Genomic DNA, 15057 nt, shown 5'->3' with positions numbered 1-15057 from the left:
ATTATAATAAAGTTGTGATACAAAAAGTTGAGTCAAAAGTGGAGGAAAACACGGTTTTTTAGCATGACTTTATTTATGAGGCCAGCGGTGGAATGCGGGTTTGAGGGCTGTTTTTTAGCAGGAGTTTATTCATACTGAACAGGAAGGTAAGTAGTTGAGATTAATTAGCTAATTCAGTAAAGGAGCGGAGTCGTCCCGCTCTTTTCTTCTTTTGATTTAGAAGGTCGGTTAGTGTCAATCGTTAATAGGGGAGGTATGATGAAAAATTTGACCGTCTCAGGATTTTAGCAATAGATGAAATAGGGCATTTTACGTGTGCAGGATAGAGGTTTTCATCATTAGTTCTTACAAATAAACCATTATTAGTGACATTGCTTTGAATATCAATACCTTTATAATTTGGAGTGAAATGAAAAGTTATTTTTTTAGTTCTGAGTTAAGTCTGTGCATTATCAGGTGTAAGTTCGAAGTAGTGGCGAACTCTTGTAAATCATCTATGTGAATTATCGACCTAATTGCGTATCTTTTGCCGGTAGATAACCCCTTCAATGAAACTTTTAACAGCTGAAATGCTTACTTCCAATTTCTCTGCTGTTTCATGAATAGTCAAAAGTTCAGAGAGTGTGCTCAAGTGTTTTCCTCCTAGAAAATATTTAACGTTACAATGAGATTCTTACATCTCACGTCTCACCCCTCTCTATCAAAATTAGTATAAAAGAGTTGCGAAATAAAAAAATAGAGGATGCCTCCCAGAATCTGTAGAAATCAGTATATTGTTCAATCTAAACGCTTGGAGGTATACAATGTCTAAAATAAATCAAATTCAAAATAAAATTCGTGAATTGAGTGGAGATGTGTTTCAGAAGGTTGCTGACACTTATCTACATGTGAAGGGTTATAGCAATATTAATCCGTTAGGATCAGTCATTGGTGCTGATAAAGTTAGAAAAGGTACACCTGACTCATTATGTACACTTCCTAATGGGAAATATGCTTTCTTTGAGTACACAACACAGCAATCTAATCTATACAAAAAAATTATTGAAGATTTAGAGAAGTGTTTTGATGAAGGGAAAACAGGTATAGCTGTCGATCTAATCGATGAGGTTGTTTACTGTCATACGTCTTCACTTTCGGCAGATGAAGAGAAAGGTATAAGAAAGCTATGCCAAGACAAAGGTGTTAATATCAATATTTTTGGAATAGGCCCCCTTTCTTTCGATTTGTATCAAAAGTATCCTGGTATTGCAAGGGATCTATTAGGCATTGAAGTTGACACTGGTCAAGTCATTACAATAGAAGATTTTGTTTCAACCTATAATAAAAATGCAGTGGCGACTCCGTTAGACACTCAATTCCACTTTAGAGAAGAAGAAGTAAATACTATTGTGACTGCACTGGAAACTACAGATTTAGTAGTGATCTCTGGACGATCAGGTGTAGGGAAATCAAGAATAGCCATAGAGTGTTGTCATAAATTCAAACAGATTCATTCAGATTACGAAATAAGGTGCATTTTTAACAGAGGGGTTAGTATTTTTGAAGATTTAGCTGTTCACTTTTCTGACTCCAAGCCCTTTTTAATCTTTGTTGATGATGCTAATAGGTTAAACCAACTTGAATATGTACTTCAATGGATACACAAGCAGGAATTCGGCCGAAAAATAAAAATCATTGCTACAGTGAGGGATTATGCAATAGAGAAGATTCAAAATATTGCCCGCCAGTACGGTGGAGGTTATGAGTTAGAAATTAATCCGTTGAATGATGAGCAGATTAGTAATTTAATCGAAGAAGAGTTCGAGATAAAAAACGGTCATTACTTAGAAAGAATATCTGAAATAGCAAAGGGAAATCCACGGCTTGCTATTATGGCTGCGAAAGTAGCAAAAAGGGAAAATAACCTTCAGAGTATTAGAGATGTAACTATGATTTATGAAGAATATTATGAGTCAATAAAAAGGGATATTGATGCGTTAGATGATGTAAACATAAAGAAAGCCGCTGGAATAGTTTCTTTTTTTCGTACTATAGATTTCTCAAATAACGATCAAATGACTTCTATCGAGGAAGCATTTTCAATTCCTAAGTACGAATTTTGGGAAGCAGTAAAAAAATTACATGATATTGAAGTGTTTGATATGTACGAAAACGAAGCAGTAAGAGTTTCGGATCAGGTTTTGGCTACATATCTATTCTATTTGACGTTTTTTAAGGAGAGCATAATCGATTTTTCAGTCTTACTAAACAACTTCTTTCCGAAAAGAAAACAGTTAATAATTGATGCTATTAACCCAGTGTTAAATTCCTTAAATAGCAAAGATATTATGGAGAAAATGAGTTCTCACGTTAAGAATGCATTAGCTATTGCAAAAGAAAAAGGTGATGGGGAAACAACTATTGAACTCTATAGTGTGTTTTGGTTTATAGATCGAACATCAACACTTTTATTTGTAAGAGACAGTGTGAATGGGCTAGAGCCGGAGGGATTCGATTATAAGGACTTCCATATAAAAAAGGACAATAACATACCTAAACCATCTCTTCTTAGTATATTGAGTGCTTTTATTTCGTCGGAAAAAGAGATGTTCAAAATGGCAAATGAACTTCTTTTATCATTGTTCGATAAACGCTCAAGTCTAGCCTCATATGTGTATACGATATTAACGGAGACATTCGGTTTTGATTTAGATTCCCATTTGTTCGAATATGAACACCAACACATTGTAATAGATGTCTTGTGGAATAAAATTCAAACAAATAAAAATGATGCTTTGATAAAATTATTTGTTAAAATTGCAGATAACTACCTCAAAACAAAATTCGAAAGTACGGATTATCATGGGAAATCAGTACGATTTAGAAATTTTGAGTTATACAATTCAGACGCTCTAAATCAATTAAGAACAAAAATATGGAATTATATATTTGAGTTGTACAAAAATAAGGAACTACGCAGCGAAGTACTTGAAATGATATATAGCTATAGTTCGTCCCGTTTAGACGTTTGCACTACAGAAATAATACAAAATGATTACATCGTTCTCTTTCCATTTGTCGTGAATTCTTTCGATAAAGATAGCTATTTAGAATGCAGCATTTTACAAGAATATTTGGATTTGTTAAAGGATCATAAAATTGAGTTCGATATAAAAATGCAGGAGAAATTTAAAAATGAAACGTATACTCTATCCGAGCTGTTATTTGGGGAACCAGAAGAGTTAGATGGGGAGGAGTTTGACTACAGTAAAATTACTGAGATGAGAAACAAACGAATTAGAGAGCATTTTAGAGAGTATGCACCAGTTGACTATTTAAACTTCATCAGTCACTGTACTGAGATTATAACGAGTGGCTTTTTCAAAAATAGAGAGGAGTATAGATTTTACGAAGGCTTATTTGAGGTTTTTAGGGCACTAATGGATAGGGATTCTGAATTAGGCTTAAAAGTCTTTAATGAATATTTAAATCTAAAAGATCCATTGTCCATAAATCCAATAACTTTTATGGTGATATTCAATTCAAAAGTTGGAGATTACACGTCACTGTTAAGTATTATTCAGAATTCGCAGCTTGAATCGAAAAACAAGTGGTTATTTGGGTACTTATTCCATTTGCCGGATGATTTTATTAAAGAAGAAATTGTTGATTTATTGCTTATTCTTTACAAAGAAGCTAGTCTTGAGCACATGCCATATCAAACCGACTATCTACTAAAGTTTACAGCTATTAATAAGAAACTGATAACTACAGTTACGGCAATACTATTAGAACGAACTAAGGTTAACAAACAATTTGCAGGGGCATTAGAGATGATGTTTAATCCTCATACGGACATCAGTAAGAATTTAGATGTCCTATTCAAGGATGAAGTTCACTTATTGAAACAGGCTTATTTCTCTACACTTGAAAATAGTCATCATCATTTTGATTACGATGGTTCAAATCTGAGTAAAATCCTTAAAATGGACTCTAAATTTATACTTGAATTGGTAAAAAGGTACGAGGCGTTGCAGCATAACCGTTATCATGATCAGAATGATTATTCTTGTGTTTGGTTGCATGAAGAATGTGATGAAATAATGGAAGAAGTAGTGCTCTCTATATTTGAACATGAAAAAACGAGATACTCATATAGAGAACCTCTATTAGATTCTATTTTCTTACGTAACAGAAAGGAAAACGTCCTGGTTATAGAAAGGCAAGATTGTTTTTTGAGGAAGATGATACAGAAATTTAATTCCAACATTGAAATAATGCGAATGGTTTTTCATGTAGCTTCACACTTCTCTGCTAGCAGAAGATTGTCGCTGCTTCAAGAATTTTTATTTTATAATAAAGAGCATAGTCATTTTAGAAAACTATCACTTGAGGAGAGTACACAAAGTTGGTCGGGAAGTGAGGTCCCTCTTCTACAACAAAGAATTGCTTATCTTGAATCGGTATTAGGACTACTGAATTCTGTTGACTTACTTGAACATAAACATGGGATTGAAGGATTTATAAAATATTTGCTTAATAAAATAGAGCAGGAGAAGAAGAGGGAGTTTCTAGACGATTGAGTGCAACGGCTGTTAGAACCCTATTTCCCACCCAGTAGCGAATGTCTGAATATAAACTAATTATTTTATGATGTAACCTATGTTGTGTAGATGATATATTTCTCTAAATGCATGTGGTACAAATTTATTAAGCGAATACTTCCTGATCTGGAATGACAAGTTTCATAAAGCTATATGTTATCACTGTCTACTCGTCATACGTGGAGAGTGTGGCGATATTGGGTTAAGGATATTGTAGCTAACTAATAAACTCCTGATATTCCAATTAAACTCATGTTAATAATCTAATAAAGACGTGATGAAATGGAGGAAGGGATGGATGAACCTGATCCATCCCTTCCTTTGTTGCTCTATCATGACTCTTGTTAATTATTAATCTTGTCTTGATATCGAAAGCTGGGCCAAAATGGGGGGGGACGACTGTTTTGTAGCATGACTTTATTCATTCACCCAACGGTAGAATACGGGTTTGGGGGCTGTTTTTAGCAGGTGTTATCTTACTGAATAAAACGATTAACTGGGCAACTATACATGTGATTAAAAATAGGGATGACAAAAATCAAATGTTATTATAGGTAAGGTATTAGGTTGATGAAAGGATATTTTAAAATGAACCGAATAAAAAAGTAATGAATCGTTTTACCCGTCATCACTTTTTTTGTTCGGTAAGTAAACGAAGTGCGATAGCAAATAATAATTAATTCAGTCCTATCTTCAATGAAGGCCATAAACCCAACCAATCCCATAATTACGAAAATAGGAATGTAAAACTTTTTATTAATTGATTACCAGGAGGAAAATGTCAAGAAAATGTTTTTACAACACTAGTGATCTTGAATGATAAAAGTCTAATCCCTTTGTATTTTTACTGAGGAATTAAGGGGATTTGGTCTTTCACAATCCACTGATTGATAAATCATCTTATTTTATAAGCAACTTGAAAGATGAAAGTAGCTTGATTGAATAACATATTGAAGAATACTAAAAAATGATAGAAAAAGTAGGAAAGAGGATATTATGATTAATTTTGCTAATGTAGAAACTATTGCTAGTTACTATTTAATGAGCCAAACAATTAACTTCAGAGATTTAATAAAAGAACATCAAAATTTAGCTTTGGATAATGTGAATAATGGGGACTTTAGTTTAGATTTTATAGAGTCATTAAAGTTATTTGCCCATGAAGGGTGTCATTTTATTGATCATATTTCTACATTATCAGGATTAAGAATGTTAGAAAAGATTTATAGTGCTATAAACGAGTTTGAATATTTTAACTCCGAGTTAAATGCTGGACGAGAAAGGCCTACTACAGACAATATATTTGCATTTCTGGAATTATTTTGCGAATGGAAGCAGCAACAGCATTCTAAAGTTTTTAACAAACTAAAAAGTAATAATATTAATATAAAGGATTGGGCATTTAATTTTAGTGGAGATAAAGTTTTCAACATTCGCGGTGAAGAAACAATCAAGCCTATTCTAACTGTTACTTTTAAATCTTCAAATATACCTTATGCTAAGGTTCCCTTTACAATGGAATCATTATGGGAAACTAATGCAATTTATGCCGAACTTGACTATCAATATATTGCACTAATGTCCATTGAAGATGATGATCAACGGTTAATAGAAGCTGCTCGAATTGAAAATGCATATAAAAAGTACTTTTATGATCCAGAGCTATTTATATATTCAACTGCAGCGCATTTTACTTCATCTTTTGCTAACTTAGGATCTATTTTTGATGCATTTAAATTAAGTAAGTTACTTTCAGATATCAGTCTTAATTTACCTTTTAAATATTATAATACCCTGAAAAAGACTAAAGGTACCATATTTAGAGGATTAGTAAATAAATTTTTAAAAGAATCAACTGATATGCAACCACCAATTGTATTCATGGCTTTGTTAGAAAACATCGTAGAAGATGAAGACTTTAATATAAGAGAATTTTTAAATAAAGAAATTATTGATATAGACACAATTCTTCAAATAAATAATCTTCCTTCAAAAAACTTTTTGAAAAGTGAGATAATATTAGAAATGCAAAATATAAATCTCCAAGTAGATGATATTCAATCAAAACTATTTCTATATTTTAAAGAATTAGGGGTGGATTTTTTTAATCAACTAGGATTTAACGGTATATATAAAGGTTTTTCACCCTCATATATTAAATTTGTTTGTTTAATGGATAATTGTGTTTTTCAGGGTTGGGATGTAAAAGCATTAATGGAAGAAGAAACTTTAGCATTTATAAGACAGAAACGTTTTAATCAATATTTTAATCTGATGGTTACTTGAAATCTAATGAAAAAAAACTTTTGTTTTTTTTCTATTTCTTGCAAAAATGACTCATTGAAGTTCCCATATTTGTGTCGCCATGCATATGGAAAATGCGTTAAGTCTCTTTATTTTAAGCAAGTTATTTGTTGCATGTCATTGCAATACCTATAATTTATTGAACTAGACTCTTCTTTAGATAGGAAAACTGGTATTTTACATTCCAACTATCTCAGAGTACAATACCCGAGTACTCCTTATAATGAAATTTAGATGTTGTATAACTTTTTATTATCATGATCTTTTTCCACTTCTTAGGAAGCGCAACGATAAAATCAAAATAGATACACTTATTCTTCTGAAGAAATTTTTCTGTGTGAACATTCCTACACAATTTTTAGCATTCCAACATGAGTTTATTTTATAGTGCCCTCCATAATTAAGTACTAGATGTATAAAAGGGAGTTGATTTAATTTGTATAAACTTTTTTTTGATTACTGGAAAACTATTGAGTTCTCTACTTGGAATGAATCAGATATAAGAGAAGAATTTATTGCACCATTACTGAAAATTTTAGGTTATGGGTCAGGAACTATTAATAACATTATTAGAGAAAAAAGCCTTAAGTTAAACTCTCCTTACCATAGAGTAGGTCGTAAACGAGTTCAAATTGACTACATCCCAACAATTCGATTAAAAAGCTTCTGGATTATTGAAGCTAAACCTGGTAATAAAAAAGAAATGGATATGGGTGATTTACTTCAAGCACACCTTTATGCAATACATCCTGAAATACAAGCTAGATTTATTGTTCTAATAAATGGATGGGAAATTAGAATTTTTGATTCATTTAAAGTTTCTAATTGGGATGATTACATAATTTCCTGCAGTCAACAAAGTTCATTTGATGATTTTATGAAGTTTGTAGAGATTTTAAATAGTAAAGATATGTTACGTTTTTTAAGACAACAAATTATGCAACAAATTGAAAATAGTTTTGAGGTTGAACTTGATAAAGCTGAACTTCAATTATTTTACTCCTCTCTTCAACGTAAAGAATATGATTTACAAAAACAAATCCAAAATAATGCCAAAGAGTACAGAAATGCAGCCTGGAAGAGAAGAACTGAAAAATACCAACAGGAGCTTCAAAAATTACCATTAGATCTCTTGTTAGTTAGAATGGATATACCAGTGGATAGATCTTTTGAAACCTCTATAGAATACGCCAGACGAATAATAGAATCAGATAATAATGAGAGAATAAACCTCATAGATAAACTAGCGATGAATTGGAGGAGTGGAAAGCATGCGATTTTTAAAGTACATTCTTTAGATGTTTTGATTAGATTATTAAGTGAAGGAATTGACATTAAACCTTCCTCCTACCAACATGGAATCATCGAATCTATAAATGAGCTTGCTCTACTAAATATAAATTACGGTCTTCCCGATCCTCGAAGGAATGCTCTATGTCACTTAGACAATATAAGTACTCGGCTTGGGTACAAAATAGCTCATAAACTAGGAATGGAGTATCTTACTGAAATAGTTGCTAACGAGAAATTATCTTTATCAATTGAAGATCAGTTAACTAAGGAACCAACTGTTGCTAAAAAAATGCTCTCATTAGTAAATAGGAGTTGTGAAAATTTGTGGAGACTTTTTTCACGTAACGATACCCAAACTATCTGGAATGGAATCTGGTCACTTCAGTACTTTGAGGGAATAATAGATCAGCTACCTTTAAAAAATTATCCTGATGGTGATCAAGATTTACTATTCTTTGAGTCTTATGGAAAGGGAATCGATATGCTTATAATGGGGACATGGGACATCTTAAATTCAAATCTTAATTTAATTGAAACTACAGAAGGAATTTCTTCTGAAGTATTAGAGTTTTCAAGATTATCACGAGATAATTCAATGATTAAAATTCCTAATCCAATATCTCCTCCCCCTGATTGGCAGTTTAATTCGGAGTCTATAACCCTATAAACTTCACTTGAAGTAACGATATTAAGCTCAATATGAAATATATTTTCTTCATATAAAGACAACTAAAGAAGCTAACTGCCTATACATCTATACATATTAGGTAATTAGCTTTTTTACTTTTTTGTCTACCCATACTTTAATCATATCTTTGTTTATTGTTTCCCCTAGTGAAGTACATCTTTCTTAACTCACTCTGTTTCCTTTCCGTAGTTTAAATATTTGATTTTGAACACTTTTTTTTTCCTCCCTCAGAAAAAGTCAAAATCTTCGTTTCACTTTTAGCAATAGGTCCTTTAATTTACAACGGTATAAATCATATAAAATATGAAATGGAACACACAATATCTAATATGCAATGAACAAAAATAAAGAGCTATGAGATTATTACAGACTTTGCTTTTGATTCCTTTAGGTTTAGTTCATGTCCAATAAAACACGATAAGCAGTACGTTATATATTCTATAATGCTCCTTTTTTCTCTCTGAATAGTATTTTAATTTTGGTTTGTCAGATGGTAATAAATTTGATCGTTATCTGTAAGCGCAAAAGGAGATAGACTAATAACACTCCTCACATGTGGAATCGGTTCGATGCTGGTTAAGGATTGATACAGCTGCAGAGAACAAGTCATATCTAAGGGGCTATTGTAAAATTATACTAAATTTGCCGTAAGTCTCTACGCAAAAGAAGACTAACACATTATAAAGAAATGAAAGACGAGGGGAAGGAATTACCTAGCGTCTTTTTTGACAGTTTACTTCTTATCCTAAATTATCGAATTTATTCGCTGCGGACTAAATCAGCGGAACGAAGAGCATGACTATACCCGTTTCAGAATTGGTACAGTTCTGTAAAAAACTAAGATTCCCCTTTAATTTGGAGTAAGAATTCTCTTCCATGAAGTGGTATTATCTGGTGAGAAAGGAGGCTGGTTACAGTAAATTATGTAAGCGCTTTACATGGTTTATAAAAAATTTGGTATGGGGGGAAGGCTTCGAATGAGGAAATCATTTAAGCAGGTCGTTTCCGGGTTACTCGCAGTGGCTCTGCTTCTTCCGGGCGGCTTGACGGCTCAGGCAGTAAGTGCAGCAGATCCAGCAGCATCTAATTCACAGATTGTCTATCAGGAAACATTCCAGAATGGTAAGGGCAAGGCAACTCAATCCGGCGGTGCCCAGCTGGAAGCTGTCACAGGCAAGCCGTTTGAGGGCAATGATGATGGAGCAGCGCTAAAAGTCAGTAACCGATCCAAAAACTATGATGGCGTGGATCTTGCATTCACCGATCTTGGTTTGACCGATGGCCAAGAGTATTCTGTAACCGCTTCCGTTTATGTCGATACGGATTCTAATCCACCTGCAGCTGGGATGGCTGTCCTGGAGGTTGTAACCAATAAGGGCGTGTCTGGATCAGAAGGGTACACCGAAATTAGCTCTTCTGATTTTATTGCGGGCCAAGGCATTACGCTATCTGCCCCTCTCTCCGTGACGAGTGTGGATAAGACAGCTCTGCGAATCAAGTCTGATGAAGCAGGTAAGGGTGTCTCTTTCTATATTGGAGATATCACGATTACCCAGGCAGCAGCACCTGGTGAAAGCGAACCAGAGATTGTGGATAAAACGGGAATTACTGCAGACTTTGAGAGCGGTCTGGATGGATTCAAAGCACGCAATGGCCGCGAAACAGTAGTCCTCTCCCAAGAAGATAATCATACACCTGACGGCAAGCAAAGCTTGCTTGTAACGACTACGGCACAATATGATGCAGCCTTGGTTGATGCTACAGGCAAAATGGCGAAGAATCATGAATATGAGCTGTCTGCGTGGGTGAAAATGGCACCTGGCGAAGCGTCTACAACACTTCGCATTAGTGTTCAATATGCGGACAGTGGCTATGCGAACGTTTCACAAAATGCAACCGTTACAGATCAGGATTGGGTACATCTAACAGGGAAGTATACACTCACGACGACTCCAAGCGTACTCAATGCGTATATTGAAACGGCAAATGACGATGGTGGGAACCGTACCTTCTTCCTGGATGATTTTGCTCTAAAATATGTGGGTCCTGTAACTGCTGCACCTCCGATTCAAGAAGACCTTCCTGATCTGAAGGAGGTTTACAAGGATGATTTCCTGATCGGCAACATTGTTAATCCGGCGACCTTTGACGAGACCCGGCTCAAGCTGCTGACGAAGCATCACAATGTCGTCACTTTTGAGAATGATATGAAGCCGGATTATGCGTATAACGCGGACAGACAATTTGATTTCACCGCAGAAGATGCTCTTGTCCAAAAAGTACAGGATGCAGGCCTTGATCTGCACGGTCACGTGCTCGTATGGCATGCGCAGTCTCCTACATGGCTTCATACGGCAGCAAACGGCGAACCTTTGAGCCGTGAAGAAGCTTTGAAGAACCTGAGGACACATGTTAAAACGGTCGTTGAACATTTTGGTGATAAAGTCATTTCCTGGGACGTTGTCAACGAAGCCATGAACGACAACCCGGCTAATCCCCAGGACTGGAAAAATGCATTGCGTAACTCCGGCTGGTTACAAGCCATCGGCCCTGACTTTCTTGAGGAGGCATACCTTGCAGCCAAAGAAGTCATTGACGAGAATGGCTGGGATATCAAGCTTTACTACAATGATTACAACGATGACAACCAGAATAAATCTACAGCGATCTACAGCATGGTGAAAGAGATCAATGAGAAGTACGCCGCAGATCACCCTGGCGAGAAACTGATTGATGGCATCGGCATGCAGGCCCACTACAATTTGGGCACGAGATTGGACAATGTGAAAATGTCACTCGAACGATTCATTTCCTTGGGTGTGGAGGTCAGTGTCACCGAATTGGACATTATGGCAGGCACCAACTCTGCAATCACTGAGAAAGAAGCGAAGCAGCAGGCCTATCTGTATGCCTCATTGATGGATCTCTATAAGAAGAACAGCGAGCATATTCCGCGTGTGACCTTCTGGGGATTGAATGACAGCACGAGCTGGAGAGCCGAGCAGAATCCAACCTTGTTCGACAAGAATTATCAAGCCAAAGAGGCCTTCTACGGGGTCGTTGATCCGGAGAAGTACCTGGCAGAACATCCACCCGAAGAGCTTGATTACAAGAAATCAACTGCCCTCTATGGGACACCATCGCTTGATGGTTCTGTAGACAGCATATGGAGCAAAGCTCCTGAATTGAAACTGGATACGAAGCAAATGGCGTGGTCCGGTGCAACAGGAACAGCAAGAGTACTGTGGGATGATGACAATCTCTATGTGCTCGTTCAAGTCAGAGACGATCAACTGAACAAGACCAATCCGAATGTATGGGAGCAGGATTCCGTCGAGGTATTCGTCGATGGAAATAACGGCAAAACGTCCAGCTTCCAGGATGATGATGGACAATACCGAGTGAATTTCGAGAACCTTGCTACCTTTAATCCTGCAGAAATCGCAGCAGGTTTCGAATCCAAAGTCGCTGTTTCCGGTACCAACTACACAGTCGAGATGAAAATTCCATTCAAAAAGGTGAAGCCTGCGAATAATGACAAGATCGGCTTCGATGCGCAGATTAACGATGCCAAAGACGGCAACAGAATCAGCGTAAACGCATGGAATGATGCATCCGGTCAAGGTTACCAGGATACGTCCGTATTTGGTGAATTGACGCTCACGGGCAAACCTTCTTCAGGAGGAAACGACGGTGGCGGCAACAACGGTGGAGGCAACAACAGCGGGGGGAACAATGGTGGCAGCAGTGGCGGATCAAATTCCGGGACTGCTCCGCAGCCTCAACCACAGCTTCCAGGCAGCGACTCGGCAATTGTGCCAGTAGTTAAAGTCGAAAATGGGACAGCCACAGCAACCATTTCAAGCGACAGCCTGAATAAAGCGATTGAACAGGCTTCTCCAGGTGCAAATGGCAAGAAGCAGGTTACCATCGAAGTGCCGAAGCAGGCAAATGCCCAATCCTATGTGGTGCAGCTGCCAACTTCAAATCTGCAGAGCAATAATAATGTTGAGTTTGTGCTTAAGACAGACCATGCAGCACTTCAAATTCCGTCCAACATGCTGTCTAATATTACGGAACAAGCGGATCAAGTCTCTATTCAGATTAGCAAAGTCTTGGCAGATCGCTTGAACGCAGAAGTCCGCGCCAAAGTGGGCAGCCGTCCGGTGATCGACCTTAGCATCAAAGCTGGGGACCGTGTGCTGGTTTGGAATAATCCAGCGGCGTCTGTAACGGTATCTGTTTCATACACACCTGCTGGCCAAGAACTTGCCAATGCACATCAATTGGTAATCCTGAATATTGACAGTCAAGGAAAGGCAACAGTTGTACCGAACGGACGATACGATGCTAAATCCGGATCGGTTGTGTTCAAGACAACGGAATTTAGCACGTATGCCGTAGCCTACGTAACCAAGTCTTTTGCCGATGTGCAAAATGTCCTGTGGGCAAAAGAAGCCGTTGAAGCAATGGCTGCACGCGATATTATAAAAGGCATATCGGACGAGAGCTTCGCTCCTGCAGCTTCCATCACGAGAGCTGACTTCATCACCTTGCTGGTGAGAGCCCTTGAATTGAAGGGCCCGGGCGCGAACACGGCAGCCTTCAGCGATGTACAGCCTACTGCTTACTATGCACAGGCCGTGGCCATTGCCAAAGAGCTGGGGATTGCCTCTGGATTTGAAGACAACACGTTCAAACCAGGCAGCAGCATTTCCCGTCAAGACATGATGGTTCTTACGGCGACAGCTCTAAAAGCAGCTGGCAAGCAATCTGCCGGCAGCGGGAATCTGGCTCCTTATTCCGATACTGCAAGCATTTCCGCTTACGCGGTGGATAGTGTAACTTCCCTCGTAGGAAGCGGAATCGTCAACGGAAAAGGTGGCAAAATCGCACCAACTGAATCATTGACCCGCGCTGAAGCAGCAGTGATTCTGTCCCGGATCTGGAACATGTAGTGATTGTATAGGACATTTTGAAAAAACTAGGCAACTATTGAAGCTGCTGTCTGTACTTTACAGGCGGCAGCTTTTCCAAATTCCATGGCCCTCGATCATGATTGTAATATAGATCGTTAACCAACCGATTCCATTTGCAGCTCAGCAAAAATCATTCGTTTAGGCGATTTTATGATAGGAGGGAACCGCTACTCAATGCTGAATATTGTCGATCCAATACATAGACATCATAAATTTTACTTTTTTCCACTTTGCAATAAAGATGGAATCTGATAGGATAAGTTTATAAATACGATGGTTTTAGTGAGGATTAAAAGGAGGCCGCCTTGCCATGCAAGAATTAACACATCTGGATCAACTTGAGGCTGAAGCGATATACATTATCAGAGAAGTAGCAGCGGAGTGCGAGAAACCGGTCATGTTGTATTCCATCGGCAAGGACAGCTCGGTCATGCTGCACTTGGCCCTAAAGGCTTTCTACCCCGAGAAGCCGCCGTTCCCATTCATGCATATCGATACAACCTGGAAATTTAAGGAAATGATTGAGTTCCGTGACCGAAAGGCGAAGGAATTTGGTATCGAGATGATCGTGCACTCTAATGAAGAGGCTATTCAACAAGGAATTAACCCCTTCGACCATGGTTCCGCATATACCGACATTATGAAAACCACAGCCCTGAAACAGGGATTGGACAAATACGGATTCACAGTTGCGTTCGGTGGCGGAAGACGTGATGAGGAGAAGTCGCGTGCGAAGGAGCGGATCTTCTCGTTCCGGAACAAGAACCACTCGTGGGACCCGAAGAACCAACGTCCGGAGATGTGGAAGCTGTTCAACACGCGAATCAACAAGGGAGAGAGCATTCGAGTCTTCCCGCTGTCCAACTGGACTGAGAAGGATATCTGGCAATACATTCGTCGGGAGAACATCGACATCGTTCCGCTTTACTCTGCGGACGTAAGACCGATCGTTAATCGTGACGGGCATATCATCATGGTGGATGACGAGCGGATGAAGATTGAGCCTGGCGAGAAGGTAGAGATGAAGAAGATTCGCTTCCGCACGTTGGGTTGTTACCCGCTCACGGGCGGAGTCGAGTCCGATGCCGTTACGCTGGATGAGATCATTGAGGAGACATTGGGTGCGTTATCTTCCGAACGGACCAGTCGGGTTATCGATCAAGAAGCGGCGGGAAGCATGGAACGACGCAAACGGGAGGGCTATTTCTAA

At 37.9% G+C, this 15057-nt stretch carries 5 protein-coding genes; all 5 read left to right on the top strand.

The window, feature by feature from the left end; all coding sequences use genetic code 11:
* The first annotated feature begins 803 nt into the window (after positions 1-803).
* The 5 genes from HP552_RS23460 to cysD all read left to right on the top strand — a co-directional run bounded on the left by HP552_RS23460 (position 804) and on the right by cysD (position 15057).
* Positions 804-4562 (top strand): nSTAND3 domain-containing NTPase, encoded by a 3759-nt coding sequence (locus HP552_RS23460; protein WP_175397805.1) that lies wholly within the window; start codon positions 804-806, stop codon positions 4560-4562.
* A 1017-nt stretch (positions 4563-5579) separates the two neighbouring features.
* Positions 5580-6869, top strand: coding sequence for a hypothetical protein (locus HP552_RS23455; protein WP_175397804.1), 1290 nt, complete (start codon positions 5580-5582; stop codon positions 6867-6869).
* A gap of 454 nt (positions 6870-7323) precedes the next feature.
* Positions 7324-8847 (top strand): type I restriction enzyme HsdR N-terminal domain-containing protein, encoded by a 1524-nt coding sequence (locus HP552_RS23450; protein WP_175397803.1) that lies wholly within the window; start codon positions 7324-7326, stop codon positions 8845-8847.
* A gap of 998 nt (positions 8848-9845) precedes the next feature.
* The gene (locus HP552_RS23445) at positions 9846-13826 is read left to right on the top strand and encodes an endo-1,4-beta-xylanase (protein ID WP_175397802.1); all 3981 of its coding nucleotides are present in this window, start codon (positions 9846-9848) and stop codon (positions 13824-13826) included.
* Positions 13827-14157: 331 nt separating this feature from the next.
* On the top strand, positions 14158-15057 hold the full coding sequence (gene cysD, locus HP552_RS23440) for a sulfate adenylyltransferase subunit CysD (RefSeq protein ID WP_175397801.1): 900 nt from the start codon (positions 14158-14160) through the stop codon (positions 15055-15057).

It is taken from the genome of Paenibacillus xylanilyticus (assembly GCF_013359935.1).
In the GTDB taxonomy this organism is placed as follows: Bacteria; Bacillota; Bacilli; order Paenibacillales; family Paenibacillaceae; genus Paenibacillus; species Paenibacillus xylanilyticus.
Note: the sequence above shows the minus strand (reverse complement) of the source record. Positions and strands in the feature narration are given on the sequence as shown.

Bases quoted from the DNA above. Each gene is read 5' to 3' on its own strand.
- HP552_RS23460 (WP_175397805.1), top strand. From the start codon at position 804: ATGTCTAAAATAAATCAAATTCAAAATAAAATTCGTGAATTGAGTGGA.
- HP552_RS23455 (WP_175397804.1), top strand. From the start codon at position 5,580: ATGATTAATTTTGCTAATGTAGAAACTATTGCTAGTTACTATTTAATG.
- HP552_RS23445 (WP_175397802.1), top strand. From the start codon at position 9,846: ATGAGGAAATCATTTAAGCAGGTCGTTTCCGGGTTACTCGCAGTGGCT.
- cysD (WP_175397801.1), top strand. From the start codon at position 14,158: ATGCAAGAATTAACACATCTGGATCAACTTGAGGCTGAAGCGATATAC.